General features: G+C 60.2%; 30 protein-coding genes and 1 tRNA gene. 21 read left to right on the top strand and 10 right to left on the bottom strand.

What is annotated here, in order from left to right; translation table 11 throughout:
• Positions 1-45: 45 nt before the first annotated feature.
• Entirely contained in the window at positions 46-1,098 is a 1,053-nt protein-coding gene (locus AB8B33_RS04385) for a porin (RefSeq protein WP_439014483.1), read from the bottom strand.
• Positions 1,099-1,783: 685 nt separating this feature from the next.
• Between AB8B33_RS04385 and AB8B33_RS04380 the strand changes: the two genes are divergently transcribed.
• Positions 1,784-2,116 carry a hypothetical protein gene (locus AB8B33_RS04380; RefSeq protein WP_113324158.1) on the top strand — a complete coding sequence of 111 codons (333 nt, stop codon included), beginning with the start codon at positions 1,784-1,786 and terminating at the stop codon, positions 2,114-2,116.
• Between the two features lie 138 nt (positions 2,117-2,254).
• Here the strand turns inward: AB8B33_RS04380 and AB8B33_RS04375 are convergent.
• The 3 genes from AB8B33_RS04375 to AB8B33_RS04365 form a co-directional block, all read right to left on the bottom strand.
• A tRNA-Ser gene (locus tag AB8B33_RS04375) sits at positions 2,255-2,344 on the bottom strand.
• Positions 2,345-2,485: 141 nt separating this feature from the next.
• The gene (locus tag AB8B33_RS04370) at positions 2,486-3,703 is read right to left on the bottom strand and encodes an NAD(P)/FAD-dependent oxidoreductase (protein WP_439014482.1); all 1,218 of its coding nucleotides are present in this window, start codon (positions 3,701-3,703) and stop codon (positions 2,486-2,488) included.
• A gap of 86 nt (positions 3,704-3,789) precedes the next feature.
• Positions 3,790-4,905 carry a Gfo/Idh/MocA family protein gene (locus tag AB8B33_RS04365; RefSeq protein ID WP_439014481.1) on the bottom strand — a complete coding sequence of 372 codons (1,116 nt, stop codon included), beginning with the start codon at positions 4,903-4,905 and terminating at the stop codon, positions 3,790-3,792.
• Positions 4,906-5,112: 207 nt separating this feature from the next.
• Between AB8B33_RS04365 and AB8B33_RS04360 the strand changes: the two genes are divergently transcribed.
• From AB8B33_RS04360 to AB8B33_RS04325, 8 genes are all read left to right on the top strand, one after another.
• Entirely contained in the window at positions 5,113-5,985 is an 873-nt protein-coding gene (locus AB8B33_RS04360; RefSeq protein ID WP_439014480.1) for a MurR/RpiR family transcriptional regulator, read from the top strand.
• A 93-nt stretch (positions 5,986-6,078) separates the two neighbouring features.
• Positions 6,079-8,013, top strand: coding sequence for a bifunctional 5-dehydro-2-deoxygluconokinase/5-dehydro-2-deoxyphosphogluconate aldolase (locus AB8B33_RS04355; RefSeq protein ID WP_439014479.1), 1,935 nt, complete (start codon positions 6,079-6,081; stop codon positions 8,011-8,013).
• A gap of 24 nt (positions 8,014-8,037) precedes the next feature.
• Positions 8,038-9,888, top strand: a complete 1,851-nt coding sequence (gene iolD / locus AB8B33_RS04350; RefSeq protein WP_113324162.1) for a 3D-(3,5/4)-trihydroxycyclohexane-1,2-dione acylhydrolase (decyclizing) — start codon at positions 8,038-8,040, stop codon at positions 9,886-9,888.
• A 66-nt stretch (positions 9,889-9,954) separates the two neighbouring features.
• Entirely contained in the window at positions 9,955-10,872 is a 918-nt protein-coding gene (iolE, locus tag AB8B33_RS04345) for a myo-inosose-2 dehydratase (protein WP_439014478.1), read from the top strand.
• A gap of 16 nt (positions 10,873-10,888) precedes the next feature.
• Positions 10,889-11,686: a 5-deoxy-glucuronate isomerase gene (iolB, locus tag AB8B33_RS04340; protein WP_310382793.1), complete on the top strand. Its 798-nt coding sequence runs from the start codon at positions 10,889-10,891 to the stop codon at positions 11,684-11,686.
• A gap of 91 nt (positions 11,687-11,777) precedes the next feature.
• Positions 11,778-12,023 carry a DUF1127 domain-containing protein gene (locus AB8B33_RS04335; protein WP_113324165.1) on the top strand — a complete coding sequence of 82 codons (246 nt, stop codon included), beginning with the start codon at positions 11,778-11,780 and terminating at the stop codon, positions 12,021-12,023.
• A gap of 49 nt (positions 12,024-12,072) precedes the next feature.
• Positions 12,073-12,906 carry a helix-turn-helix domain-containing protein gene (locus AB8B33_RS04330; protein WP_113324166.1) on the top strand — a complete coding sequence of 278 codons (834 nt, stop codon included), beginning with the start codon at positions 12,073-12,075 and terminating at the stop codon, positions 12,904-12,906.
• Positions 12,907-12,994: 88 nt separating this feature from the next.
• Positions 12,995-13,159: a hypothetical protein gene (locus AB8B33_RS04325; RefSeq protein ID WP_439014477.1), complete on the top strand. Its 165-nt coding sequence runs from the start codon at positions 12,995-12,997 to the stop codon at positions 13,157-13,159.
• Positions 13,160-13,256: 97 nt separating this feature from the next.
• Here AB8B33_RS04325 and AB8B33_RS04320 read toward each other — a convergent pair whose 3' ends face one another.
• Together AB8B33_RS04320 and AB8B33_RS04315 are read right to left on the bottom strand one after the other, a co-directional pair.
• Complete coding sequence (locus AB8B33_RS04320; protein ID WP_439014476.1) at positions 13,257-14,624, bottom strand: MATE family efflux transporter; 1,368 nt, start codon at positions 14,622-14,624, stop codon at positions 13,257-13,259.
• Positions 14,625-14,661: 37 nt separating this feature from the next.
• Positions 14,662-15,102, bottom strand: coding sequence for a glyoxalase superfamily protein (locus AB8B33_RS04315; RefSeq protein WP_439017186.1), 441 nt, complete (start codon positions 15,100-15,102; stop codon positions 14,662-14,664).
• A gap of 369 nt (positions 15,103-15,471) precedes the next feature.
• Between AB8B33_RS04315 and AB8B33_RS04310 the strand changes: the two genes are divergently transcribed.
• Entirely contained in the window at positions 15,472-15,810 is a 339-nt protein-coding gene (locus AB8B33_RS04310) for a hypothetical protein (RefSeq protein ID WP_112544807.1), read from the top strand.
• A gap of 71 nt (positions 15,811-15,881) precedes the next feature.
• Here AB8B33_RS04310 and AB8B33_RS04305 read toward each other — a convergent pair whose 3' ends face one another.
• Complete coding sequence (locus AB8B33_RS04305) at positions 15,882-16,328, bottom strand: baeRF12 domain-containing protein (protein WP_007821673.1); 447 nt, start codon at positions 16,326-16,328, stop codon at positions 15,882-15,884.
• A 155-nt stretch (positions 16,329-16,483) separates the two neighbouring features.
• On the opposite strand from AB8B33_RS04305, the gene AB8B33_RS04300 reads away from it, so the two are divergent.
• The 3 genes from AB8B33_RS04300 to AB8B33_RS04290 all read left to right on the top strand — a co-directional run bounded on the left by AB8B33_RS04300 (position 16,484) and on the right by AB8B33_RS04290 (position 18,672).
• Complete coding sequence (locus AB8B33_RS04300) at positions 16,484-16,885, top strand: DUF2177 family protein (RefSeq protein ID WP_439014475.1); 402 nt, start codon at positions 16,484-16,486, stop codon at positions 16,883-16,885.
• 181 nt (positions 16,886-17,066) lie between these two features.
• Entirely contained in the window at positions 17,067-17,465 is a 399-nt protein-coding gene (locus AB8B33_RS04295; RefSeq protein WP_007821677.1) for a hypothetical protein, read from the top strand.
• A 94-nt stretch (positions 17,466-17,559) separates the two neighbouring features.
• Positions 17,560-18,672, top strand: a complete 1,113-nt coding sequence (locus AB8B33_RS04290; protein ID WP_439014474.1) for a pyridoxal phosphate-dependent aminotransferase — start codon at positions 17,560-17,562, stop codon at positions 18,670-18,672.
• A gap of 179 nt (positions 18,673-18,851) precedes the next feature.
• Here the strand turns inward: AB8B33_RS04290 and AB8B33_RS04285 are convergent, their stop codons facing one another.
• Positions 18,852-19,121, bottom strand: a complete 270-nt coding sequence (locus AB8B33_RS04285; RefSeq protein ID WP_007821684.1) for an SEL1-like repeat protein — start codon at positions 19,119-19,121, stop codon at positions 18,852-18,854.
• Positions 19,122-19,552: 431 nt separating this feature from the next.
• Here AB8B33_RS04285 and AB8B33_RS04280 point away from each other — a divergent pair, with 431 nt between their 5' ends.
• The 3 genes from AB8B33_RS04280 (at position 19,553) to amn (ending at position 21,776) form a co-directional block, all read left to right on the top strand.
• Positions 19,553-19,891 (top strand): DUF2147 domain-containing protein, encoded by a 339-nt coding sequence (locus AB8B33_RS04280; protein WP_113324171.1) that lies wholly within the window; start codon positions 19,553-19,555, stop codon positions 19,889-19,891.
• 131 nt (positions 19,892-20,022) lie between these two features.
• Positions 20,023-20,202 (top strand): hypothetical protein, encoded by a 180-nt coding sequence (locus AB8B33_RS04275; RefSeq protein ID WP_113324199.1) that lies wholly within the window; start codon positions 20,023-20,025, stop codon positions 20,200-20,202.
• A 71-nt stretch (positions 20,203-20,273) separates the two neighbouring features.
• Positions 20,274-21,776 carry an AMP nucleosidase gene (gene amn, locus AB8B33_RS04270; RefSeq protein WP_113324172.1) on the top strand — a complete coding sequence of 501 codons (1,503 nt, stop codon included), beginning with the start codon at positions 20,274-20,276 and terminating at the stop codon, positions 21,774-21,776.
• A 46-nt stretch (positions 21,777-21,822) separates the two neighbouring features.
• Here the strand turns inward: amn and AB8B33_RS04265 are convergent, their stop codons facing one another.
• Positions 21,823-21,990: a hypothetical protein gene (locus tag AB8B33_RS04265; protein ID WP_439014473.1), complete on the bottom strand. Its 168-nt coding sequence runs from the start codon at positions 21,988-21,990 to the stop codon at positions 21,823-21,825.
• A gap of 155 nt (positions 21,991-22,145) precedes the next feature.
• On the opposite strand from AB8B33_RS04265, the gene AB8B33_RS04260 reads away from it, so the two are divergent.
• From AB8B33_RS04260 to AB8B33_RS04245, 4 genes are read left to right on the top strand one after another with little or no spacing between them, the layout of a single operon-like run.
• Complete coding sequence (locus AB8B33_RS04260; RefSeq protein ID WP_007821693.1) at positions 22,146-22,496, top strand: YciI family protein; 351 nt, start codon at positions 22,146-22,148, stop codon at positions 22,494-22,496.
• Positions 22,497-22,508: 12 nt separating this feature from the next.
• Positions 22,509-22,868: a YciI family protein gene (locus AB8B33_RS04255; RefSeq protein ID WP_439014472.1), complete on the top strand. Its 360-nt coding sequence runs from the start codon at positions 22,509-22,511 to the stop codon at positions 22,866-22,868.
• Positions 22,869-22,870: 2 nt separating this feature from the next.
• Entirely contained in the window at positions 22,871-23,230 is a 360-nt protein-coding gene (locus AB8B33_RS04250; protein WP_439014471.1) for a YciI family protein, read from the top strand.
• Positions 23,231-23,249: 19 nt separating this feature from the next.
• Positions 23,250-24,485 (top strand): RNA polymerase sigma factor, encoded by a 1,236-nt coding sequence (locus tag AB8B33_RS04245; RefSeq protein ID WP_439017185.1) that lies wholly within the window; start codon positions 23,250-23,252, stop codon positions 24,483-24,485.
• On the opposite strand, the gene AB8B33_RS04240 is transcribed toward AB8B33_RS04245, so the two are convergent.
• Positions 24,475-25,443, bottom strand: a complete 969-nt coding sequence (locus AB8B33_RS04240) for a lysylphosphatidylglycerol synthase domain-containing protein (RefSeq protein ID WP_439014470.1) — start codon at positions 25,441-25,443, stop codon at positions 24,475-24,477. The genes AB8B33_RS04245 and AB8B33_RS04240 overlap by 11 nt on opposite strands.
• A gap of 79 nt (positions 25,444-25,522) precedes the next feature.
• Here AB8B33_RS04240 and AB8B33_RS04235 point away from each other — a divergent pair, with 79 nt between their 5' ends.
• Positions 25,523-26,533 (top strand): glycosyltransferase family 2 protein, encoded by a 1,011-nt coding sequence (locus AB8B33_RS04235; RefSeq protein ID WP_439014469.1) that lies wholly within the window; start codon positions 25,523-25,525, stop codon positions 26,531-26,533.
• Position 26,534: the final 1 nt, after the last annotated feature.

The raw sequence follows: 26,534 nt of genomic DNA, 5'->3' as shown, positions 1-26,534 counted from the left end.
CGGCTCGAAAGCCGGGCTTCTCTGAATGACCGAAGTCAGATCAGATTAGAAAGCGCGCTGCAGGCGGAAGTAGCCCGAGGTAACGTCGTCAGCATGTTCCGGATCGAGGTACTGAACCGAAACCTTGGCAGAGAGGTTGTCGACGATCTGGTAATCGATCGTTACGCCAGCCTTCCAGGCATTGTTGTCCGAGAAATCAGCATCGGTCGCGGCGTTAACTACGCCGTAGTTGCCGTAGTACTGGACGCCCGGGGTGATCTTCAGCTTGTCGGTCGCCTTGATAGCGTACTCGGCAGCAACAGCCCATTCAGACTTGTTGTAGTAGGCGTTCGGGCCGCTGGAGTAGACAGCTGCGAGGCCGAGCGTGCCCGGGCCGATAGCAACGGTACCCATAGCGCGAACAGCGCCTTCTTCGTTGTCGGTGTCGTAACCAGCGGTGATCTGGTAGGTGAAGGCGCCAGCCTTGCCACCGAGGCCGATTGCTACGCCGAAGTTGTTCGGCTGTTCGCCGTTGTAGAACGGGCCGTCTTCCAGTTCGTCAACGCTGATGCCAGCGTAGAAGTCGCCGGTTTCGTACTGATAACGGATGGAGTTATGCAGCGTGACCGGGGAGCCGATGTCGTCCGTTTCGCCGGAGAGACCATCGTCCCACCAAGAGTAGAAGAGACCAGCGCGGAAGCCAGCGATGTCGAGGTAAGCAGAGTCAAGCTGCGTCTTCTGAGCCGAAGCGTTGTCAGCATTGGCCTGGATAACGATCACGCCGGTGAGCGGGCCGTATTCGGTGTCGCTCTTAGCCGTGAACTGAACCTGACCACGCGTACGAGCGTCCCAGTCCGAGTCGTTCGGAACAGAACCGCCGCCGCTGGCGCCGATCGAGCTTGCGTTCGGAGCAACGTCAACCTGGAAACGGATGTAACCGTTGATCTTCAGGCAGGTTTCCGTGCCCGGGATGTAGAAGTAGCCGGTGCCGTAAGCGTCGCAGACGCGAACGTATTCAACCGGTTCCGGCTCGGCAGCAACGATTGCGTCAGCTGCCTGAGCGCCGGATACTACTGCCATAGCAGCAGCGGAGCCGAGAAGAAGGCTCTTGATGTTCATAATGACCTCCAATTCAAGTTTCGATCGGAGATAGGATCACGCCTGGACAGCGTTTCCCTGCCCCATCTCCGGTGTTTGAAGAAGTCGGGCGGTCAAGCCCTTGCTTCCGAGAGTGAAAATACAAGACGAAAGCTGTCACGCAATCACCAACTTGTGTTCGGAAGGGGTTTACGAAAGCCTTACCGAAACCCTGTTGCTGAAAGGCCACAAGTTGGGCAACGGGGCCGCCGCTTGTTTAGGCTTTATTAAGAAAGTGCTTATTTTCCCGGTATTTATTGGGCTTTGTAAGAGGGCAGCGCGTCCCGCTGTGCCAAATCGGCACCATTTTTCTGCCAGATTCGGCCTTTTTGCGATAACCGGCTAGCGACTGGCGAAACTCGCCAATGCGAAAATCGAAACCGATTTCAGCTTTGGCCGACGAGAGACGATTGATTTCCGTATGCGATTCGCCCGGCGACCATCGCGATTCGGGAACGAGGCATGCGACAGGGAGAATTTCGAGCGGAGAAAATAGGCGGCGGAAACGAGAAGCCGCGCGCAAAGACCATAACACTATCAATGACGGAAAATGGCCCTCCAACACTGTGGCCGGCTGGCCGGCGATTCCAGGCCGCTCGATCGCTGAAGCCGTTCATCGGAGGTTCACGCCTGGGGGCTCAAGCTGAAAACCTGAGAGGATACGTCGATGAGAAAGCTATTATCAGCACTCGCAGCCGTGGTCCTGGCTGCATCTTTCGCCCCACCGCTAAACGCGGCTCCGATCTTCGTGCCGAGAGCAGAGCAAGTGCAGATCGGCAATGTCGAGCAGGTCAGACATCGGAGCTATCGGCATTGGCGTGCGGATCGCTACCGGAACCACCGGTACGCCTACCGTTCCTGCGGATATTATGGCAGATGCTACGGATATCCGCGCTACGGTTATAGATACCCGCGGTATTACGATCGCGATTATTACGGCTACCGCGATTATTACGGCTACCGTCCGCGGTCAGGAGTGACTTTGTATTTTCGTTTCTAGCCGGCGACACTTGTCCGCCATATCGCAGGGCGCGGCATTCAACGGCCGTCGCCCAGCCCGATTAAGGCAAGCGAAAATCGCGTTGCGGGTGGATTGCCACCGCTGCCATCTATCTGATTTCATTTAACAGAAAATAGATGGCGGAGAAGATGGGATTCGAACCCACGATACCCTCTCGGGTATACTCCCTTAGCAGGGGAGCGCCTTCGACCACTCGGCCACCTCTCCGGTGGGAGCCCTGATATGGGTATTCACCGGTGCGATCAAGCTTTTTTTGAAGTTTTCACACCTCCTTTATTTAGGCGGCAAGCGCGGTGGCGACAGTTCAAAACTGAAACTGCCTGCAGAGCCGGGCGAGCCGGCTCCACTTCAGCCCAGCAACTGCTTCAGGTCGGCCGCAGGATCGGCCAGAACTGCCCGGTCGGGGTTGATACCTGATTCCAGCATTTTCTTGCCCGTCACATAGGCTTTTGCATCGTTGATGGCGTCGACGGCGATCAGCCTGCCCTCGCGGAAATACCAGACGGAGCTCGCTCCTTCGCGGGTGCCGGGGCGCAGCAGCGTGTCGTCATAGCCCATATTGAAGCCGGCAATCTGCAGCTTCACATCATACTGATCCGACCAGAACCAGGGCTTCGGATCATAGGGTTCGTTGCCGCCGGCGATGACGGCGGCGGCGGCGTCCGCCTGATCGACGGCGTTCTGAACCGATTCGAGCCGGATGCGGCCGCCCTGCCAAGGCAGGCTCGCGCAATCGCCGGCCGCAAAGATCGACGGGTCGGATGTGCGGGCGAATTCGTCGACGATGATTCCATTGCCGACTTCAAGCTCTGCCTCTTTCGCCAGAAGGTCGTTCGGCACGACGCCGATGCCGACAATGACGAAATCCACGTCGATGGTGCTGCCATCAGAGAGTTCGGCGCCGGTCACGCGACCATCCTTGCCGATCAGATGCTTCAGGCCGGTCTTTTCACGAATCGACACATCATGGCTCTTATGGATCGCGCGCATGATGTCGGCGGTTTCCCTGGCAGCGACGCGCTGCAGGATCCGGTCGGCCATTTCGATGACGGTCACCTCTAGGCCGAGATGGCGAGCGACGGCTGCGGCCTCGAGGCCGATATAACCGCCGCCGATGATGAGCACACGACGGCCGGGTCGCATTTCCCCTGCCAGCAGGTCGGCGTCGCGCTTGTCGCGGGCGACATAGACGCCTTCCAGATCGCCGCCGATCGCCGCCGGTAGGCGGCGGGGCGTGGAGCCCGTCACAAGCGCCAGCGTGCCATAGTCGAGAACGGAGCCATCCTGCAGCAGGACCTGTTTCGTGTCGCGCTTGATCTGCTCGGCCCAGGTCGAGAGACGGATCTCGACATTATTGTCAGGGTACCAATACTCGGGACGGAACAGCAGGCGGTCGAAGGCCATCTCCCCAAGCAGGTACTTCTTCGACAGCGGCGGGCGCTGGTAGGGAAGCACGTCTTCGGCGCCAATCAGCGTGATCGGACGCGCATCCTTCAGCGCACGCAGCTTGGCTGCCAATGCGAAGCCTGCCTGCCCCGCGCCGATGATCACCAGTCTATCCGTCACGATGTCACTCCCGAATATCAGCTTTTCCACAGGGACAAGGCCTATCCCCTGCCCCAAACGCCGTCAACGGAAGCGAGGCCATTGCCTCAGCCGATCTCGATCCAGCGGCGCTCATGGAAGGACTGTGCCATGGCATGAACCGACTTCTCTATCCTGAGACCGTCTTCGAATGTCACGATAGACGCCGGCTCTCCGGAAATCGCCCGGATCAGCTCGCGGCATTCGATGATCTTGAGATCGTTGAAGCCGAGGCCATGGCCGGGCGCCGGAATGAAGCGATCATAGGGCTGGTGGGCGGGAGCCGCCAGTATCTTGCGGAAGCCCTGTTCGGAGCCTCGTCCTTCGGCCTGATAGAGTTCGAATTCGTTCATGCGCTCCTGATCGTAGAGGATCGAGCCTTTCGAGCCATAGATCTGCAGTGCGATGCGGCCCTTGCGGCCCCAGGCGGCGCGGTTTGCCATCAGCACCGCGGAAATACCGCCGCCAAGGCGCATCAAGACATTGGCCGCATCGTGATTCTCAACAGCGCGGCGGCCGCCTTCCTTCAGAGGACGGTCAGCATAGGGTTTGACCATATCCGTGGTGACGGCCTCGACATGGCCGAAGAGATACCAGAGCAGCGACAGCGGATGGACGGCGAAATCGTCGAGTGCGCCGTAACCGGCCGACAGCTCGCTCTTCCAATAGAAGAGGACGTCAGGATCGGCCATGAAATCCTCGTCCATTTCGACGCGGATATGATTGACGGAGCCGACCGCGCCTTCGCCGATCAGCGTCTTGATATGCCGCATGATCGGGTTCTGGATATAATTATAGCCGAGTACAGCGACCTTGCCGCACTGCCTGGCGATCTGAAGCATACGCTCGGCATCGGCATAGGCAGGCGCCATCGGCTTTTCACACCAGACATGTTTGCCGGCCTGAAGGGCGGCGATCGCCATTTCGGCATGGAACTGGTTGGGTGTGGTGACGGAAACGACATCCACTTCAGGATCGGCAATCAGCGCCCGCCAATCGGCCGTCGCTTTCTCGAAACCGAATTCGGCAGCGCGGGCGGTTGCGAGCCCTGCATTCGCCTCTGCAAGATGCACGAGGCGCGGGCGCTCGACATCGCCGAAGACCGTTTTCACCGCATTCCATGCCAGTGCGTGGCACTTGCCCATATAACCGGTGCCGATCAAACCTATGCCGAGTGGCTTCATGTCAGGGTCTCCTCCTCAAATCCGGAGAATTTTTGGAATATTTGGACCATTTTGACAAGCACGTCCTGATGCATCATTTCGCCTCGCCTTGTCGAAGACTGTCTAAAACCCTTCATTTTCAGCCTATTAAAAACAATTAGGCGGCTTCGAGGAAATCGTTTATGCTCCGAAATATGGAATATTTGTTTCATCTTCTGAGCCGTCAGCATGGATAGTGACCCCCAAAGAGCGCGTGTGCCGCGCGATTTCGAAAGCCTGCGCAGTACGATCATCGAGCGGAAGGCGAGCATGCCGAAACGGTTGGCACAGGTCGCCGCCTTTGCACTCGGCAATCCCGACGAGATCGCCTTCGGCACGACGGCGAGCATTGCCGCGGCGTCCGATGTGCAGCCGTCCACGCTGGTGCGCCTCGCCCATCACCTCGGCTATGAGGGCTTCTCCGATCTCCAGAGCATTTTTCGCGAGCGGTTGCGCGACCGGACGCTGAGCTATGAGGAACGCCTCGTCACGCTGGAACAGTCCGGCGGGGATGACGAGGATGCGACCTTGCTTTCCGGCTTCATTTCGGCGGCGAGCCAGTCCGTGAACCGGCTTGCGGCGACGGTGCAGACGGACACTTTTGCCAAGGCCGTCGATATCCTCGCGGCAGCGGAGACCATCTATCTTATCGCCAAGCGGCGCTCCTATCCGCTGACCGCGCATATGACCTATGCTTTTTCCAAGCTGAACATCCGTCATCAGATCGTTGCCTCACCGAACGGCGTCGATCCGGAGATGGTGCAATTCGCCACGCCGCGCGATGCGGCGATTGCGGCAAGCTTTTCGCCCTATGCCGCCGACAGCCTCACCCAGAGCCAGGAACTTGCTGATCGCGGCGTGCCAGTCATTGCGATCACCGATTCGGCCTTTTCGCCGCTGGCGGCCTGCGCGACACATTGGTTCGAGGTAGCGGAGGCTGATTTCGGCGGTTTTCGTTCACTCTCGGCTTCGATGGCGCTCACCATGGCACTGCCGGTTGCCATTGCCGAGCGACGGCGCAAACTGCAGCATTCAAAACCCGTAAAGACCAAAATGGAATAAACATTCCGAATTGACAAAGAGACGGAACCGATGTTTCATTATTCAAAATTCGCGGGCGTTCCAGGCCGCGTAAAAATCTAGCGGGAGGACATCATGGTACAATCGAATCCGGGCTCACAGCCGGAGCCGACACTCGACGTGATCACCATCGGCCGCTCTTCCGTCGATCTCTATGGCCAGCAGATCGGCTCGCGGCTGGAAGACATCGGCTCGTTTGCGAAGTCCGTCGGCGGCTGCCCGGCCAATATTGCGATCGGTACGGCGCGGCTCGGGCTGAAATCGGCGCTGATTACCCGCGTCGGCGACGAGCAGATGGGTCGGTTCATCATTGAGCAATCGGCGCGTGAAGGTGTCGAGACCAAGGGCATAAAGACCGACAACGATCGGCTGACGGCGCTGGTGCTGCTGGCGGTAGAGGCTGAGGGCGTCTCGCCGATGATCTTCTATCGTTCCGACTGCGCCGACATGGCGCTCGAAGAAGGCGACATCGATGAGGATTTCATCAAGTCCTCGCGCGCCGTGCTCGTCTCGGGGACGCATTTCTCCCGGCCCAATACCGAGGCCGCGCAGCGCAAGGCGATCCGGATTGCCAAGGCCAACGGCCGCAAGGTGATTTTCGATATCGACTACCGACCGAATCTCTGGGGCCTTGCCGGCCATGCCGAAGGCTTCGAGCGTTATGTGAAGTCCGACCGCGTCTCCTCGAAGATGAAAGAGACGTTGCCGGATTGCGACCTGATCGTCGGCACGGAAGAGGAAATCCTGATTGCATCGGGTGCCGATGACGTACTCGGCGCATTGAAAGAAATTCGCCGCCTTTCGCCTGCGACCATCGTGCTGAAGCGTGGCGCCATGGGCTGCATCGTCTATGACGGCCCGATCAGCGACAATCTGGAAGACGGCATTGTCGGCCAGGGTTTCCCGATCGAGGTATTCAACGTGCTCGGCGCAGGCGATGCCTTCATGTCCGGCCTGCTGCGCGGCTGGCTGAAGGATGAGCCGCTGAAGACCTGTGCCACATGGGCGAACGCCTGCGGCGCCTTTGCAGTTTCCCGCCTGCTCTGCTCGCCGGAATATCCGACCTGGGCCGAGCTCGACTTCTTCCTGAAGAACGGCAGTAAACACCGCGCGCTGCGCAAGGACGAGGCGATCAACCACATTCACTGGGCCTCCACCCGCAAGGGCGCAATCCCGCTTCTGATGGCGCTCGCCATCGATCACCGTTCGCAATTGACCAGCGTCTGCGACGAGCTCGGCGTCGACTACAAGCAGATCGTCGCCTTCAAGCGGCTGGCGGTGGAAGCAGCCTCCCGCGTCGCAGGTGGGCGGCAGGGCTATGGCATGCTGATCGACGAGCGCTTCGGACGCGATGCCTTCTTCGATGCCGCCAAGAAGAATTTCACCTGGATCGGCCGGCCGGTCGAGCTTCCGGGCTCCAAGCCGCTACGCTTCGAGTTCAGCCAGGATATCGGCTCGCAACTGGTGGAATGGCCGCTCGACCATTGCATCAAGTGCCTGTGCTTCTACCATCCCGACGATCCGGCAGCGCTGAAGAGCGAGCAGCAGGAGAAGCTGCGCACGCTCTTTGAAGCCGCGCGCAAGGTCGGCCGCGAACTGCTGGTGGAGATCATCTCCAGCAAGAACGGGCCGCTGACCGACGATACGGTCTCGACGGCGCTGGAGGAACTCTATGCGCTCGGCATCAAGCCGGACTGGTGGAAGCTGGAGCCGCAGGCCTCAACCGGCGCCTGGAAGAAGATCGATGCAGTGATTGCCAAAAATGATCCATGGTGCCGCGGTATCGTGCTGCTGGGGCTCGAAGCTCCCGCCGACGAACTGTTGAAGGGTTTCGAGGCCACACTGGCTGCTCCCTCGGTCAAGGGCTTTGCGGTTGGCCGCACGATCTTTGCCGATGCCGCGCGCGGCTGGCTTTCGGGCAAGATCAACGACGAGCAAGCGATCGGCGATATGGCAGGCCGCTTCAAACAATTGACAGAGGCATGGCTGAAAACGCGTGGCCTCAATTAAGAGAGTGAATTTGGGAGGCGCCTGATGGGCAAGACGGTAAGATTGACGATGGCGCAGGCCGTCGCGCATTTCCTTAAAGTACAGATGACCATCGTCGACGGCAAAAAGGTGCCGATCTTCGGCGGCGTCTGGGCAATCTTTGGCCACGGCAATGTCGCCGGCATGGGTGAAGCGCTCTACCAGGTGCGCCAGGAACTGCCGACCTACCGCGCCCATAACGAACAGGGCATGGCGCATGCTGCGATCGCCTATGCCAAGGCGAGCTTCCGCCAGCGCTTCATGGCCTGCACGACCTCGATCGGTCCCGGCGCGCTGAACATGGTGACGGCGGCCGGTGTGGCGCATGTCAACCGCATCCCGGTGCTCTTCCTGCCTGGCGATATCTTCGCCAATCGCGCGCCCGATCCGGTGCTGCAGCAGATCGAGGATTTCGGCGACGGCACGGTTTCGGCCAATGATGCCTTCCGCCCGGTCTCGCGCTATTTCGACCGTATCACCCGGCCGGAGCAGATCATCACGGCGCTGAAGCGTGCCATGCAGGTGCTGACCGATCCGCTCGATTGCGGCCCGGTGACGCTGTCGCTCTGCCAGGACGTTCAGGCGGAAGCCTTCGACTATCCGGAGAGCCTGTTTGAGGAAAAGGTCTGGACGGTGCGTCGTCCGCAGCCGGATGCCGACGAGCTTACCAATGCGATTGCGCTGATCAAGGCCTCGCAGAAGCCCGTCATCGTTGCCGGCGGCGGCGTTCTCTATTCGCAGGCGACCAAGGAGCTTGCAGCCTTTGCGGAAGCGCATGGCGTTCCCGTCGTCGTCACACAGGCCGGCAAGTCGGCGATCGACGAGCGTCATCCTCTGGCGCTCGGTTCCGTCGGCGTGACAGGCACATCGGCTGCCAATGCGATTGCCGAGGAAACCGACCTGGTGATTGCCGTCGGTACGCGCTGCCAGGATTTCACGACCGGCTCCTGGGCGCTCTTCAAGAATGAAGGCTTCAAACTGCTCAGCCTGAACATCGCAGCCTATGACGCGCTGAAGCATGACAGCCATCCGCTCGTCGCCGATGCGCGCGAGGGACTGAAGGCACTCTCGGCCGGTCTCTCAGGCTGGAAGGCGCCTACGGCGCTTGCCGAAAAGGCAACCAAGGAAAAGAAGGTCTGGATGGAGGCTGCCGCCAAAGCGATGGGCGCCACCAATGCCGCCCTGCCCTCCGATGCGCAGGTTATCGGCGCGGTTGTCCGTTCGATCGGCGGCGAGAAGACCACGCTGCTTTGCGCGGCCGGCGGCCTTCCGGGCGAGCTGCACAAACTGTGGCCGGCCACCGTTCCCGGCAGCTACCACATGGAATACGGCTTCTCCTGCATGGGCTATGAGATTGCCGGCGGCCTCGGCGCCAAGATGGCGCATCCGGAAAAGGATGTCGTCGTCATGGTCGGCGACGGTTCCTACATGATGATGAACTCCGAGCTTGCGACCTCGGTCATGCTCGGCCTCAAGCTCAATATCGTGCTGCTCGACAACAGAGGCTATGGCTGCATCAACCGCCTGCAGATGGCGACCGGTGGCGCCAACTTCAACAACCTGTTGAAGGACTCCTATCATGAGGTGATGCCCGAGATCGATTTCCGCGCGCATGCGGAAGCGATGGGCGCCATTGCGGTGAAGGTTTCCTCCATCGCCGAGCTCGAACAGGCGATCGCCGATTCGAAGAAGAACGACCGTACTTCGGTCTTCGTCATCGATACCGACCCGCTTGTTACCACCGATGCCGGCGGCCACTGGTGGGATGTCGCGGTGCCGGAAGTCAGCCCGCGCGGCGAGGTCAACAAGGCCCATGAGGCCTATGTCAAGGCACGCGCCGCCCAGCGCGTCGGTTGATCGGATTGCTGTCATTTTCTGGAGGAGCGGAAGCGCTCCTCCGCGCTATTTTTAAGGAGACTATCGATGAAGGCCAAACTCGGCATGTCGCCCATCGCCTGGTGGAACGACGATCTTCCTGAACTCAGCGACGACGTGTCCCTCGAAGAATGCCTGCGGCAATCCCGCACCGCCGGGTTTACCGGCATGGAGCAGGGTCGCCGGTTCCCTAGCAATCCCCAGGAAATGCTGCCCATCCTGCGTGCTGCCGACGTGACGCTCTGCGGCGGCTGGTTCTCGGGTACGCTGGTCAATGAGGAGCTTGCGGCCAACAAGGACCGCATTGCGCCGATGATTGAACTCTTCAAGGCGGTCAATGCGCCCTGCATCGTCTATGGCGAAGTCGGTCGCTCGATCCAGGGCGATCGCTCCAAGCCGCTCGCGACCAAGCCGCGTCTTGGAGATGACGAGATGAAAGCCTATGCGCGCCGCGTCACCGAATTCGGCGAATGGTGCGCGGACCAGGGCATGCCGCTTTCCTATCACCACCACATGGCGGCCGTCGTCGAGACCGAGCCGGAACTCGATGCCTTCATGAAGAATTCGGGTGCCGGCATTCCGCTGCTGCTTGATGCCGGCCATCTGGCCTTTGCCGGCGGCGACGTGCTGCGTGCCATCGACAATCACCACGCCCGCATCAACCATGTGCACGTGAAGGACATCCGGAAGTCCGTCGTCGACGGGCTGGATCGCAGCAAGCAATCCTTCCTCGATGCTGTGGCGCTCGGCGCCTTCACCGTGCCGGGCGACGGCTCGCTCGATTTCGGCGCCATCGTCAAGCGGTTCGCCGAATACGGCTATGAGGGCTGGTTCGTTGTCGAGGCCGAGCAGGATCCGCGCAAGGCGCCGCCGCAGAAGATGGCGGAGATCGGCCATGCGGAATTGATGCGCGTCATGACGGCGGCCGGTTATACGGTGGAGACGGAAGGTTTCCCGAAGGGATAACGGAGGAGAAACACCAATGCCAAACCTCAAGGTAAAACCGTCGGGCAAGACCGGCCGCGTCACGCATGTGACGCCCGAAAGCGCCGGCTGGACCTATGTCGGCTTCGACATGTACCGCCTGAAGCCGGGCGAGACGACCGCTGGAGAGACGGGCGAGCGGGAAGTCTGCCTCGTCTGGGTGAGCGGCAAGGGCAAGGCTTCGGCCGGCACCAGGGATTTCGGCACGCTCGGCGAGCGCATGAGCCCCTTCGACGGCGCGCCGCACGCTCTCTATATACCGATGGAATCGACATGGTCGGTGACGGCCGAGACCGATCTCGAGCTTGCCGTGTGCTCCGCACCCGGCGGCGGTACCTATGAGGCGAAGGCCATTCCGCCCGGCACCCACCCGCCGGTGACGCGCGGCAAGGGCACGAATGTGCGCCACGTCAACAACATCATGCCTGAGGATGACAGCTCGGCGCATTCGCTGCTCGTCGTCGAGGTCATCACGCCCGGCGGTCACACCTCTTCCTATCCGCCGCACAAGCATGATCAGGACAACCTTCCGCATGAGAGCATGCTGGAAGAGACCTATTACCACCGCCTCAATCCGCCGCAGGGTTTCGGCTTCCAGCGTGTCTATACGGACGACCGCTCACTCGATGAGGCGATGGCCATCGAAGACGGCGACGTGACGCTTGTGCCGAAGGGGTATCATCCCTGTGCGGCGACGCATGGCTATGATCTCTATTATCTCAATGTCATGGCCGGGCCGAAGCGCGTTTGGAAATTCTACAATGCGCCGGAACATGAGTGGCTGCTGAAAGCCTGAACGGGCCGCAGATCGCTAAATAATCTGACAGCGGGCGGGCCGCGCAAATGGTTCAATCCTCCCATTCAAACGCAATGGATGGAGGAACACCATGCGCGGCTCAAGCCTTACCGTTTACTCTCAGACCACTCGCCGGACAGAAATCAGGCAATCCCGTCTTCTTGCCAAACTCCTTGATGGTTTGCGCTGGCTGGCGCGCAAGATTGCCGAGCGGCGCAATCGCAGCGCCGTCATGGAATTGTCCGACGATCAGCTCAAAGATATCGGTCTTTCCCGCGGCCAGATCGAAAGCGACGTGCATATCTCAAGCCACTACTGGAACAACAAAGGATTGTGATAGGCTGGTGCGGCGGGCGATGCTCGCCGCCCGAATTCCGGAAAGACCGATGTCGCAATTTTCGACCGCATTGCTCCTGAAGACGAAGACCGTCACGATCCGTGACATCGTCTGCAATGGCGAATGCCGTCACAAGAGCGACGAGGAATGCGCCCACAAGACCAGTCTCGTCTATCCCTATCGCGGCGTCTTCATGCGCCATGTCGGGCGCAACGACACCGTGGCGGAAGCCAATCAGGTACTGTTCTTCAATGTCGGGCAAGGCTACCGCATCAGCCATCCGGTCGATGGCGGCGATGCCTGCATCGATCTGTCTATCGACGAATCCCTGCTTGCCGAGCTTGCGCCTAGGGATCAGGTACAGGCCGGCGAGTTGTTCGGCTTCAAACGCCAGCGCCGGCGTGTCGATCCGCGCGCGCAGGCGCTTGTCGCCCTTCTGCGCCATGGCCTTCGCCGCAACGTTGCCGAGACATTGGAGGCGGAAACGCTGGCGCTGACGCTCGTACGCCGCTCGCTCGGCGAGCGCACCTCGCATGCGGCGGGTGCCAGTGCCGGACGGCAGAAACTTGTCGACCGGGCAAAGCTCGTGCTCTCCTCTGATCTGGCGCGGCGGTGGACGCTGGCGGAAATCGCGACCGAAGTCGGCGTTTCGCCTGTCTATCTCACGCAGGTCTTCCAGCAGGTGGAGGCGACGCCGCTCTATCGCTACCAGCTTCGGCTTCGCCTTGCCCGTGCGCTCGATCTGCTCGGTGAGTATGAGGATCTGACTGCGCTCGGCCTCGATCTCGGCTTTTCCAGCCACAGCCATTTCACCTCATCCTTCCGCCAGGCCTATGGCCAGACGCCGGCGGAATTCCAGCGCGCGACGCGGCTGCGGGCGTAAAGTCGCTAAAGAATTCGACAGCGACGAAAGGGCCAGCAGTGGTCTTATGATCCTACCCCAGACGGGGACCCAACCGGAGGATGACAAGATGAAGAAGACCACATGCGCTGCCTGCGACTGCGAACTCGGACCTGATGCCATCAGCGTCAAGCTTGGCGGGAAGACCGTCGAGGTCTGCTGCGAGGAATGCGCTCAGGCGCTCGGAGAAGCGGAGGCGGCTGTGGCATCCGCACCTGCAGCAGGTCAGAATTGAAAGCAAGGCCGCGCCGAAAAAGGCGCGGCCTTGTTTCTTTGTTTTACGCAATTCCGGACGCAAAACCGCTGCACACTTTTGCTGGAATTGCTTGCCTTCAGGCAGGCAACAGCCCGTAGCGCCAGCCAAGCCGTTTCGCATTGCGCGCAAGTACGGAAAAGGCCAGCAGGAACATGCAGGCCTCGGCAAAGACCGGCACCATCCAGATGCCCATCTCCCCGAAAGCATACGGCAGCAGAAAAGTCAGCGGCAGCGTGAAGAGATAGGCACGCGACAGACCGAAGATCGCCGCACGTTTGGCATCGCCGATCGCCTGGAAATAGCCTGACAGCACGATCATCTGACCGAACAGGAAATAAGCGCCGACCGTCCAGGGCAGGATGCGCGAGACCTCGGCGATGACGATCGGATCAGCAACGAAGATGTGGCCGATGCGAGTTGCCAGCAGCTCCACCGTAATCTCGACGCCAGTGCAGTAGACGAGCGCTGCGATCAAGGCGATCTGCAGGCTGCGGCCGACCCGCTCTGAAAGACCCGCTCCGTAATTGTTGCCGCAAATCGTCTGGGAAGCGATGTTGAGGCCAAGCAGCGGCAGATAGGCGAGCGTCATGACGCGGGTGATGATGCCGTAAGCGCCGATGGTTGCGACATAGTCGCCCTCGCCCCAGATCGACAGGTTGAAGATCACGGCTGCCGAGCAGAGCGAGATGCCGATGAAGCCGAGGCTCATCGGCGCACCAAGCGCCAGGATCGGCCGCCAATCCGAAAGCGGAAAGCGGGATGCCGGACGGAGTGCGCGCTCATTGCGCCAACGGTAGATCAGCACGGCAACGAGGCAGATCGCCTGCGCCAGCACGGAGCCCAGCGCTGAGCCGGCCACACCCCATTGCAGAATCGCCATGAAGAACCAGTTGGCGACGATGTTGAGTGCCGTGGCAGCGAGCATCACCATGGTCATGAAGCCGATCCGGCCTTCACTGCGCAGGGCGTCGATATTGAGCGACAGGAAGAAGGCGATTGGCGCGGCACCGATCATGATACCCATGAAGGTGCGGGCATTTTCGGCTACTGTGAGGTCACCACCTGCCGCATTTGCGACGACGTTCCAGCCGACGGTCCAGTAAATCACGTTGATGACAAGCACCACCACGATTGCCAGCACATGGGCAGCCGCGAAGGTGCGCCGGGCGGCATCGCGATTGCCGCCGCCAAGCTCGCGGGCAAGGATGCTTGCCATGCCGTTCGAGACGAGCGACTGCAGGGCGACGAGCATCATCAGGCCAGGGAAAATCAGGGTAACGGCCGACAGTGCGCCAGCCCCAACATAGGCGCCGAGGAAATAGGCGTCCACCACGGCGAACAGGCCGTTGATGGTAGTGATCAGAATGATCGGCAGCGCCGTGCGGGCAAAAACGGCAAGCAGCGGGCCGGTCAGAAAAGTATTGGTTTCAGAACGTGAGGTCATGGACGGAATCCGGGTGTTGCGGGCAACGATTTGGCGATCAGATATCGAGAACGAGATGCGGCAGACCGTTCGAGGTCTTGCGCGGTGAAACGCCATTCTCGTCGATCTGGGCGTGGATGCGCTGGCGGAAGGCCGAGAAGCTCTCGAAGGACACGACATCGACAGGCTCATCGAAATGGATGGTGACCCTGTAGAACTCGCTGCCGGGCACCGCCGAAAGCGCCAGAACCTTGCCGGTGAAGGGCTGGTTCAGGTAACGCCCGCGAATATGAGCGCCGACGAAGATCGGCGAGGTGGGCTTGTCATTGGGCTTGGCTGCAAGGGCCGACAGCGTGTTCCAGTCGCGGGCGCCATATTGGCGGGCGATCAGTTCGAGGGCGGCGGCATGGCTCACCTCGCTGCCGCGTTCAGTCATGGCCTGGCGCAGGCGCTTTGCCTGGGCCTTCAGTTCGTCGACCGGTGGATAGGTCCCAGTCATGGGTATACGAGTCACGGGTTCAGCCTTTCAACGGCATGCCATTCGACTGTCAGGGGGGCTCGCATTGCCGTCAGTCAGCATGCACAGGGGCTGTGACCATGATCGCGAGGGCTTCACCATGGATCTTCATCCGCGAGCGGCTGGTGCCTCGAACCGGCTTTTTTATGCGCGACGACAGACGCCAAGTCAAGATCGGCACACATCTGGTGAAAAAATGGGCAGATTCTGGACAGTATTGCCGACAATAAAATCGCTATGCCGTTAGATTTTGCACAAGCTTTTAATTTTAAAGATATTGTTCAGCAGATGTGAGCAATCCTGCGTTAAAGTCTGATCATACAACAAGCGGAGGCTGACATGGCCTTTCAGATGCACCTCGACACAGAACATCCCAAGCCCGAACAGGCTTACAGAGAATTCAACCTCGATCGGCCCGGCAACATCATCTTCGTCGGCCATCACCTCAGCACCGGAACGCAAGTCCGCTGCCTGATCCGCACCATCACGCTCGCCGGGGCGCTGCTGGAAGTCAGCCCCAGCCTGGAAATGCCGCAGAATTTCTTCCTGGAAATCCTCGGCATCCATGACGAGATCGGCGCGACCGTGGTCAAGCGCGAAGACGAGTTCGTGACCATCAGCTTCAACATGCTGCTGAACCCCGAATTCCTGCACCACGTGCTGCGGCTGAGCTTCGAAACCAGCCTCTGATTTCAGCCCTCTCCCCATAAGGAAACGCGGGCCATACGACCCGCGTTTCGAACAGCGATGACTTATCGCGATCAAGCGGCGAGGTGCCGCTCGATCTGGTCGATTGGCAGATTGGTGTAATCCTTCGCCACTTCGGCCGAGATCGCGGCCTGCGCATCGGCGCTGAGATTGGGCCGTAGCGTGCCGAGCGCGCGCGGCGGCGCCACCAGAACGATGCGGCTTGCCTCCTTCTCATGCACGAGCTCGTCGAGCTTTACGGCAACTTCCTTCAGGAAGTCGGCTTCGGCCTGGTCCTGCCAGTTGGTCTCCTCCATGGCGCTGCCGCTCAGTCCGTCAGGCGCGTAAGAGCGCCCGGGCTTGTCGGTGCCGAGTTCACGGTCAGGTTGGTTGGGCTGCGTGAGCGTTTCGCGGACCTGGAGATTCATCAGTTCCGCATCGCCGGCATTCTGCAGGATCAGGGCCTTCGCCCCATCGCAGACAACGACCCAGGATTCCCAGGGGACTTTGACGTCAGTCATTTGATTTCCTCGCTTTCATGATTGGAAGCAGCGTACCGCTTGAGGAAAAACGCCCGGCAACTGAAAGAGTTCGGGAAAAATCTGCGCAAAGAGAATCAACGGCGATCCGGAGGGCATGCCATGGCGTAGAAGGACAAAGCGGGAGATCAAAGACGATGAAGACAGCGCTTGTCGCCTATGCCGGTTGCCTTCTCACCCTTGCCGTCATCGACGCAATATGGCTCGGCATCGTCGCCCGCACCTTCTACCGCGATCAGCTCGGCGAGCTGATGCTGCCCTCGCCGAACCTTGGCATCGCCGCCCTTTTCTACCTGCTCTTCACAGTTGCAATTGTCATACTTGCGGTTTTGCCCGGGCTTTCCAGCGGCTCGCTCGGCACGACGCTGCTCTATGGTGCCATTTTGGGACTGGCGGCTTATGGCACCTACGACATCACTAATTTGTCGACACTGAAGAACTGGCCGCTCGCTATGAGCTTTATAGATATGGTCTGGGGAACCTTTCTGACGGCACTTAGCGCTGCTGGAGGCTATTGCGCGGCAAGATTGCTGGCCTGAGCGCGAATGGTTTATTCCCAAGAGGGCACAATAGATGTGCCGCTAACGCACAAATTTCAAACTCGCTAAAATTGTAGTTTTATATTTGACGAATGTGAAAAACATTCGTGTGAGCCTCTCCGTCGAACAGCCTGAAATTTGAACTGCCCCAAATTTTGAACTGCCTGACGGAGAATGCGAAATGGAAATGCTCCGCGCAACGCACCTCGCCACGGTGAAGTCGGCTGTCTACGACATTCGCTGGGAGGAGTTCAACGTCAAACGACCGGCTCGTATCGTCGCCGTTCGCCCCTGTCTGACCGGGATTTCGATGCGCAGCGCCGAAATCCTCGATATTTCCCAGGGCGGCGCGACCTTCGTCGTGTCGACCACGGCGGGCCTGCCCAAACATTATTATCTCAACATCTTGGGGCTTGCCTACCGCATCGGCTGTGCCGAGGTCTACCGCCATCATGAGCGTATCGGCGTTCGTTTCATCAACCTGATAGAGCCGGATGTTCTACGCAAGGTAGTGCGCGCCGACTTCATGATCGGCAACACGGAAGCGATCGACGCTCGCCGCAACGGCAGCCGCGTCTGAGCCGTCACGAACGAGAAATAATCTTGCTTGCCTTGGCAAAGTGAGAGCCTATTGTTGCGCGGCATTTTCAATAATTCCGGGAAATTGCCCTCGCATGTCTGCCTTTTTGCGCTTCACGCCGCTTGCCAGCGCCCTGCCCTCCACCGTTCCTTTCGTTGGCCCCGAGGCCATCGAGCGCCAGCGCGGCGTTAAAGTCGAAGCGCGCATCGGCGCCAATGAAAACGGCTTCGGCCCGGCTCCCTCGGTCATTGCCGCCATGCAGGAGCAGGCTGGCGATATCTGGAAGTACAACGATCCGGAAAATTATGCACTGCGCGAGGCGCTCGCCACCCATCTCGGCGTGAAACCGGCCAATATCGCCGTCGGCGGCGGCATTGACGAACTGCTCGGGCAAATCGTGCGGCTGGTAATCGAGCCCGGCGGCACCGTCGTGACCTCCTTCGGTGCCTATCCGACCTTCAATTTCCACGTGAACGGTTTTGGCGGCCGACTAGTCACCGTTCCCTATGCCGGCGACCGTGAAAATCTCGACGCGTTGCTCGATGCAGTCAAGCGCGAGAATGCGCCACTCGTCTATTTCGCCAACCCTGACAATCCGATGGGAAGCTGGTGGGATGCCGACAAGATCGTCGCCTTCGCGCGCGCCCTGCCGGAAACCTGCCTGATGATCCTGGATGAAGCCTATAGCGAGACCGGCCCGGCCTCTGCCTTACCGTCGATCCAATCGCTCATCGACCTGCCGAACATCGTGCGGACCCGCACCTTCTCCAAGGCCTACGGACTTGCCGGCGCCCGCGTCGGCTATGCCATCTCGACGCCGGGCACGGCGCAGGCCTTCGACAAGATCCGCAACCATTTCGGCATGAACCGGCTTGCGACGGTTGCAGCCCTCGCAGCCCTCAAGGATCAGGCCTATCTTTCCGAAGTGATCGGGAAAATCCATGCCGCGCGCGACAGGATCGCTGATATTGCCAGGGCCAACGGCTTGCAGCCGCTGGCATCGGCCACCAATTTCGTGGCTGTTGATGCCGGGCGCGACGGCGCTCACGCGCGGGCCATCGTCGACGGGCTGATGGAGCACGGCGTCTTCATCCGCATGCCGGGTGTCGCACCGCTCAACCGCTGCATCCGCGTCAGCGTCGGGCCGGAAGCCGACATGGCGCTGCTCGAAGAAGCGCTCCCGCTGGTCTTAAAAAAACTCGCCTGACAATGGGAAACCAAAACGGGTAAACCGCGGCCGGCGGGAGGGCGCCGGTCGCGGTTTCCTTCTCCCGGCGTCGGCCCCGTCCAAAGCGCCCCGCCAGCTCCCCTCTTTTGAGGTTGTTATTTCGAATTATCTTGTTGGAGACGGTCCTTACAGCGTGTCGCGCCAAGCGACGACATGCTTTAGTGGATCGTCATCCATTCGCGGGCGGCGCGGAGCGCTTCGGCAAGCTGCATTTTGCTCATCGAAGCGGCCACATCGGCGCGCAGCTCGGCGGCGCGGTCGTTGCCCTTGATTGCGGCGATGTTCAGCCACTTGTGAGCGGAGACGAGATCGATCTCGCAACCACGGCCGGTCGCATACATCAGACCCATTTCGCAGAAGACATCGGCGCTGTTGTTTTCGCCACCCATGGTGGCCATTTCAGCATTGTGCATTTCAAAGCGTGCCATCGGTTTCTATCCCTGTTTAGCCTGTTAAGACGTACCCTGTTTTACCTTTGGGCCTTGCCATCTTCTGCGGCTTTCGGCCTCTCCGGTCCGGCGGGTTTGCCCCGCTCGTTTGATGGGTTCACTATGCCAAACTGCTTTCAAAAAACGCCTAAAATGCATGATTAATTTGACGCAAACAAAGTGCAAATGCTTGGTAAACTTGGGTTTTTGTTAAACATCGGAATCCCTGCAAATTAAGGATTTTTGCGCGCCTTTTACGAAAAATTCAGATTTGGAAATTGAGGATTTGTTCACTATGAAATCAGCATCGATCCGGCGATCATCAGAAAAAACCTGACGGGAAGGCCGGAATTCGGGCTCTTCGGAGGCGTATTTACCTTTACGTTCGCGTCAGTTATTTTCGCGCCATTTCATATCTTATGGAGGAAGAGATGATCCGTACCCTCGTTCTCGCCGGCGCGCTGGCACTTGTTGCAGGCCTTGCACAGGCGGATGAACCGATCGTCGGCAACTGGAAGACCCGCGCCGGCGACACGGCGGCGATTGCGCCCTGCGGCGGCGCTTACTGCATCACGCTGAAGACGGGCAAATATGCAGGCAAGAAGATCGGCAGACTATCCGGCACCGGCGGCAGCTATAGCGGCGAGATCACCGATCCTGCCGACGACAAGACCTATAGCGGCTCGGGCAGCATCTCCGGCGGCTCGCTCAAGATGCAGGGCTGCGTGATGCAGGTCTTCTGCAAAACGCAAACCTGGACCCGTCTCTGAGACGTTCAGGCAGGCTCTGAGAACCTTAGCCGGCCTCAGAAACTGAACGCAAAATGAACCGCCATCTCAGCACCCGTTCAGCCACATCATGGCAAAACAGCACCATGAAGGGCGTATATCGGGGTAAGGACGTGGACGTGTTCATTCTGGCGAGACGGTTTACAATCATAACGCTGTTTGCGGCGATCTTCGCGATCTCTTTTTCGGCAGTCGTCGTGCGCACCGGCGGCGGCGGCGCACAGCAGTCGCATTTCGGCGCGAACTATACCTGCCTGGAAAGCAGCGGCGGTTACTGCACCACCATCCGCTGAGACCTGGAAAAATCTGGGTCTCAGCCTTCGCGCGTCGTTTGCTTGTTAAAAACAACCCCCTATAATGCGCCATGAGCAAACGAATCTATCCCCTGTCCGCTTTCGACATCTCGTCCCCTCCCCCTTTCGAGCCGCAAGCCTTCGATGATCCGGCAAAAGCCGTCGAAGCTTTGACGGAGCTCTACGAGCGCAATACCTCGTTCCTGATCGACAGCTTCACGAAGCTCGCGCAAGGGGCGCCAGTCACCTCCCGCTACCGCGCTTTCTACCCGCAGGTCAGCATCGAGACGACGAGCTTCGGTCATGTCGACTCCCGCCTTTCCTATGGTCATGTGACCGCACCGGGCGTCTATACGACGACGGTCACGCGGCCGAAGCTCTTCAAACATTATCTGAAGGAGCAGCTGCTGCTCCTGATGAAGAGCCACAATGTGCCTGTCGTCGTCTCGGAATCCTCCACGCCGATCCCGCTGCACTTCGCTTTCGGCGAAGGCGCGCATGTGGAAGCGTCTGCGGCGGCTTTCGTCGATATTCCGCTGCGCGATCTCTTCGATACGCCTGACCTCAACACGACGGATGACGAGATCGCCAACGGAGAGTATCTGCCGCCTCCGGGCGAGCCCTCACCGCTGGCACCCTTTACCGCACAGCGCATCGACTATTCGCTCGCCCGTCTGTCGCACTATACTGCCACCGGTGCCGAGCATTTCCAGAACTTCGTGCTTTTCACGAACTACCAGTTCTATATCGACGAGTTCTGCTCCTGGGCGCGCAAGATGATGGCCGAAGGCGGCGACGGCTACACGGCCTTCGTGGAGCCCGGAAACATCGTCACGCTCGCAGGATCAAGCGTTCCGGAAACGGATGTGACGCTTGCCCGCCTGCCGCAAATGCCGGCCTATCACCTTAAGAAGAAGGGCCATGCCGGGATCACCATGATCAATATCGGCGTCGGTCCTTCCAACGCCAAGACGATCACCGACCACGTGGCCGTGCTTCGCCCGCATGCCTGGCTGATGCTCGGCCATTGCGCCGGCCTGCGCAACAGCCAGCGGCTCGGCGATTATGTTCTGGCACATGCCTATATGCGCGAAGACCATGTGCTCGACGACGATCTGCCGGTCTGGGTGCCGATCCCCGCACTTGCCGAAGTGCAGGTGGCGCTCGAGGCTGCCGTTGCCGAGATCACCGGTTACGAAGGCTTCGAGCTGAAACGCATCATGCGTACCGGCACGGTCGGCACGATCGACAACCGCAACTGGGAACTGCGCGATCAGGCAGGCCCGGTTAAGCGCCTGTCGCAGGCTCGCGCCATCGCGCTTGACATGGAATCGGCAACGATCGCCGCCAACGGCTTCCGCTTCCGCGTACCCTATGGGACGCTGCTCTGCGTTTCCGACAAGCCGCTGCATGGCGAACTGAAGCTGCCGGGTATGGCGACCGCCTTCTACCGTACACAGGTGAACCAGCATCTGCAGATCGGTATCCGGGCGATCCAGAAGCTTGCCGCCATGCCGCCGGAAGCCCTGCATTCGCGCAAGCTGCGCAGCTTCTTCGAAACGGCGTTTCAATAAGATATCAGGCGCGGCCCGGCCTTGTCCGTCGGGCCGCGCACTGTTCTCAAGCGCTTGCGGCAAGCTGCAGCGCTGCGATCAGGCCGGCAAACGCCGCCAGCGCAATCACGGTCCTGACCAGCACCTTTATCACCTCGACATTCTCAAGCGGCGGCATCTTGCATGCGCCGCGTGTGACGATCAGGTGTGCTATTCCGATTTCAAGCATGCTCATTGCTCCATCTCCTCGATGTTGTCAGATGAAGCTTTGTCGAGCGCTGCCTCGGCTGTTCGACATTCAGACCGCTTAAAAGATACTTTTCTTCCCTGTCGAAAAGCGCCTAGGCTGTTCGTCCAAGGGCTGTGAAAGCACAGCGTGGAGGATAAGCAATGAAATATCTTTGCCAGGTCTGGTTCGACGGCACGGTGCTGTCGGCCATGTCGCAGGAAGAGAAGAACAAGCTCGACCGGGACTCGCTCGCCTATGACCGCGATCTTGCCGACAGCGGTCATATGATCGTTGCCCAGGCGCTGCAGTCGCCGCAATCGGCGGTCACGGTGCGGGTGCGCGGCGGCGAGATGTCGGTCACAGATGGCCCCTTCATCGAGACGAAGGAGGCGCTCGGCGGCTTCATCCTGATCGACGCCAAGGACCTCAACGATGCGATCCGTGTTGCCGCCGGCATTCCGCTGGCGAAGCTCGGCGCGATCGAGGTTCGCCCCATCCATGAATTCGGCTGAGGAGGTGACGCCATGAAGTTTCTGGGCCAGATCTGGTTCGATACCGAAAAGAGCAAGCGGGTTACGCCAGAGGAATGGGAGGCTGTCACCCAAGAATGCATCGTCAGCGACGACAGCTGGCGCGAAAGCGGCCATATGCTGAGCGCGCTGGCGCTCTACGAGCCGGAGCAGGCCGTGACGCTCAGGGTTCGCAATGGCACCGTCGCTGCAACGGATGGTCCTTTCGCAGAGATCAAGGAGCATCTCGGCGGCTTCGTCGTGATCGAGGCTGGAGATATGGAGGAAGCGAAAGCGATCATCTCCACCTTCCCGATCCTCAAATATGCATCGATCGAAATCCGGCCCGGCTATTCGATCAAGGATGGGAGATAGCCATGCGCTTCGTCTGCCTCATCTATAATTCCGCCCATACGGACGGCACACTCAGCCAGGCCGAGGGCGACGAGCTCGTCAGGGCACATTTCCAGTATGACGAGGAACTTCAGCGCAAAGGCATCATGATCCATTCCGATGCGTTGGAAGGTCCTGACTGTGCCTCTGTATTGAGGGTGCGCGATGGCACTCTGTCTTCGACCGACGGCCCCTATGTCGAGACCAAGGAACATCTGGCCGGCATCTACATCATCGACGCGACCGATCTGGAAGATGCACGCAAGGTCGTTGCGGGCATTCCGAGCGTCCGGGTCGGGTCGATCGAATTGCGCCCGGTGAGACTGCTCACCCTGCCGCAGTGAGGGTCGGCCCTTGGGACAGGTGATTGGGGAACAGGCAATCGAGGATATCTACCGACAACATTCGCGCCGGGTTCTGGCGACGCTGATCCGCCTGCTCGGCGATTTCGACCGGGCGGAGGAAGCGCTGCACGATGCCTTTGCGGCGGCGGCGCGGACGTGGCCGGTTGACGGCATGCCCAACAATCCCGTCGCCTGGCTGGTTTCGACCGGCCGCTTCAAGGCGATCGATCACCTCAGGCGGCGGGCGCGCTTCAACGCCTCGCTGCAGCATATCGAGGACGGCCTTTACCCTGATGGCACAGAAACGGAGATCGGCGATATGGAACCGATCGAGGACGACATGCTGCGGCTGATCTTCATCTGCTGCCATCCGGCTCTTGCCGCCGATGCACAGACTGCGATGGCGCTGCGCGAGGTCTGCGGATTGACGACGGAAGAGATTGCCCATGCCTTCCTGGTGCCGGCGCCGACCGTCGCGCAGCGCATCGTGCGCGCCAAGAACCGCATCAGGACGGAGAATATCCCTTATGAAGTGCCTGTCGGGGCGGAGCTTCCGGAGCGGCTCGACCGGGTGCTGCATGTCATCTACCTCGTCTTCAACGAGGGCTATTCGGCATCCTCAGGCAACACGATCGTCCGCGCCGACCTGACGGCCGAGGCGATCCGGCTGGCGCGGCTGCTGGCGACCCTGCTGCCGCATCCGGATGTCGCAGGCCTGCTTTCGCTGCTGCTCCTGCAGGAGTCGCGCCGTGCTGCCCGGCAGGATGTCGACGGCGCGCTGGTGCTGCTTGCCGATCAGGATCGCTCGCGTTGGGACCGAAGCAAGATTTCAGAGGGGCTCTCGCTGCTCGCAAGCGCCATGCGCACGCCTGATATCGGCATCTATACGGTTCAGGCGGCGATCGCGGCGGAGCACGCGAAGACCGGCAGCGTCGAGGAAACGGACTGGCGGCGCATCGCCTTCTATTACGACCTGCTGATAGCTGCCCACCCTTCAGCAATTGCAGAGCTCAACCGCGCCGTGGCGATCGCCATGTCCGAGGGGCCGGAAAAAGGATTGGCACTTGTCGACGCCATTCTCGGCAAGGGGGAGCTGACGACCTATCACCTCGCCCATTCGGCGCGGGCCGATTTCCTGCGCCGGCTCGAACGCCGGGCCGAAGCGATTCAAGCTTATGAGACGGCGCTGACATTCTGCCGGCAGGAACCGGAACAGGTCTTTCTGCGCAAGCGCATTCTGGAGCTTACGACCTAGCCTTGCGCCGGCGGCCAAGGGGAAGCGAGATGGCGGTCCCGGTCAGGGCCGAGACGATGATGAGCAGGTGGGCGTTGACGCTTGCCTGGGCCAGCGCACCCAGCGCAGCGCGTTCGCTTGAAGCACCGAAGGCGATCGCGCCGGCAGTGATGCCGGCCGGATAGGTGCCAACGCCACCGGGCGCATGGACCGGAAGGACGGAGGAAAGCTCACCGCCCAGCGCGCCCCCGAAGCTCGCGGCCATCGGCATTACGCCCATCAGACCGAGCGCCCAGGCGAGCACCAGCACCTTCACCAGCCAGTTGACGATGGTCATCGCCCAGGCACGGCTAAAGGCGACGGCATCGAAAGGCAGTCCATTCTCGATTTCATGAAGCAGTGCCTGCGCCTTGCGCGGCAGAAGTTTTGCACCGAGGCGCAGCAGCGGCTTGCGGGCAGCGAAGGCGAAGACCGGCAGGAACAGGAAGATGACCCAGACAAGCCATGCAAGGGCCGCGTTCGGGGCGACCACAGCAAAGCCGAGGCCGGCGGCGGCCAGCAGCGCATGCAGGTCCAACAGCCGCATGACCAGCAGGGCGGAGGTGCCGCGTGTCAGGGGAATGCCGAATTCCGTGCGCATCAGCACCGGAAAGCTGGTCTCGCCGGCTCGGAAGGGCAGCATGATGTTTAAAAGGTTATGGATCTGGGTCACCCGGAAGAGCGTTGCGAAACGGCCCCCCGTCTCCCGTGGAAAATAATCGTAGATGCGCCATGTACGCAGGAAATAGGTGCTGGTCAGGAGTATCAGCGCGCCGATGACCGGACGTGGACCGACGGCGGCCCATTGTTCCAGTATGACCGACCAGCCCCAGAACCATTCGATGAAAAGTGCATAGGCTGCGACGATCGCGACCGTCAGGAGGCTCATGCGATTGCGCAGAAACCAGGATTGCCCGCTTTCAACACTCGGGGTCTTCATGTATCAGGCTTCCTAAGTTTGGCTGCGGCGGCTGGCTTCCATTGGCTTCCATTGCCGCGCCTTTTAGGAGAAATGAAAGTTGCAGACAACGGTAGAGTCCATTCGCGATGCGAATGATCAGGTGCAACCGCTCGAACTGTCGCTGGTCGTTCCTGTCTTCAACGAGGAAGAAAGCATCGGCCCGCTCGTCGAGCGCATTGCCGCGGCGATGGTAGACTATCCGCATCGCTGGGAACTGATCCTCGTCGACGACGGCAGCACGGACGCAACGCTCGTCAATGCCCGCAAGTTCGTCAACCGCGAAGAGCTGACGCTGCGCATCGTCGAGCTGCAGCGCAATTTCGGCCAGACCGCCGCCATGCAGGCCGGCATCGATACGGCGCGAGGCCGGCTGATCGCCACGATGGACGGCGACCTGCAGAACGACCCGAAGGATATCCCTTCGATGGTCTCGGAGCTGGAACGGCGCGAACTCGACCTGCTCGTCGGCTGGCGCAAGAACCGCCAGGACGGGTTGCTGCTGCGCAAAATCCCCTCCTGGTGCGCGAATTACCTCATCGGCCGCATCACCGGCGTGAAGCTGCACGACTATGGCTGCAGCCTGAAGATCTACCGTGCCTCGATCATCAAGCAGGTGAAGCTGATGGGCGAAATGCACCGCTTCATCCCGGCCTGGGTTGCCGGCGTCGTGCCGAGCTCGCGCATCGGCGAAATGGCTGTAACCCATCACGCACGCCAGCACGGCACGTCGAAATACGGCATCTCGCGTACCTTCCGCGTTATCCTCGACCTGCTGTCGGTGATGTTCTTCATGCGCTACAAGGCGCGTCCCGGCCATTTCTTCGGCTCGCTCGGCCTCGGCCTCGGCGGCCTCGCAGCGCTGATTCTCATCTATCTCGGCTTCGACAAGTTCATCATGGGCAACGATATCGGCACGCGACCGATGCTGATGGTCGGCGTCGTGCTGCTGCTCTCGTCCGTGCAGATGATCACGACCGGCATCCTGGCGGAGATGATCGCCCGCACCTACTACCGCGACGACGCCTCGCCGAATTATATCGTGCGCCAGATCTTCTCCCGAGAAAGCTGAC

The organism is Rhizobium sp. 768_B6_N1_8, from assembly GCF_051811225.1.
In the GTDB taxonomy this organism is placed as follows: Bacteria; Pseudomonadota; Alphaproteobacteria; order Rhizobiales; family Rhizobiaceae; genus Rhizobium.
This window is presented reverse-complemented; position numbering and strand designations above follow the sequence as displayed.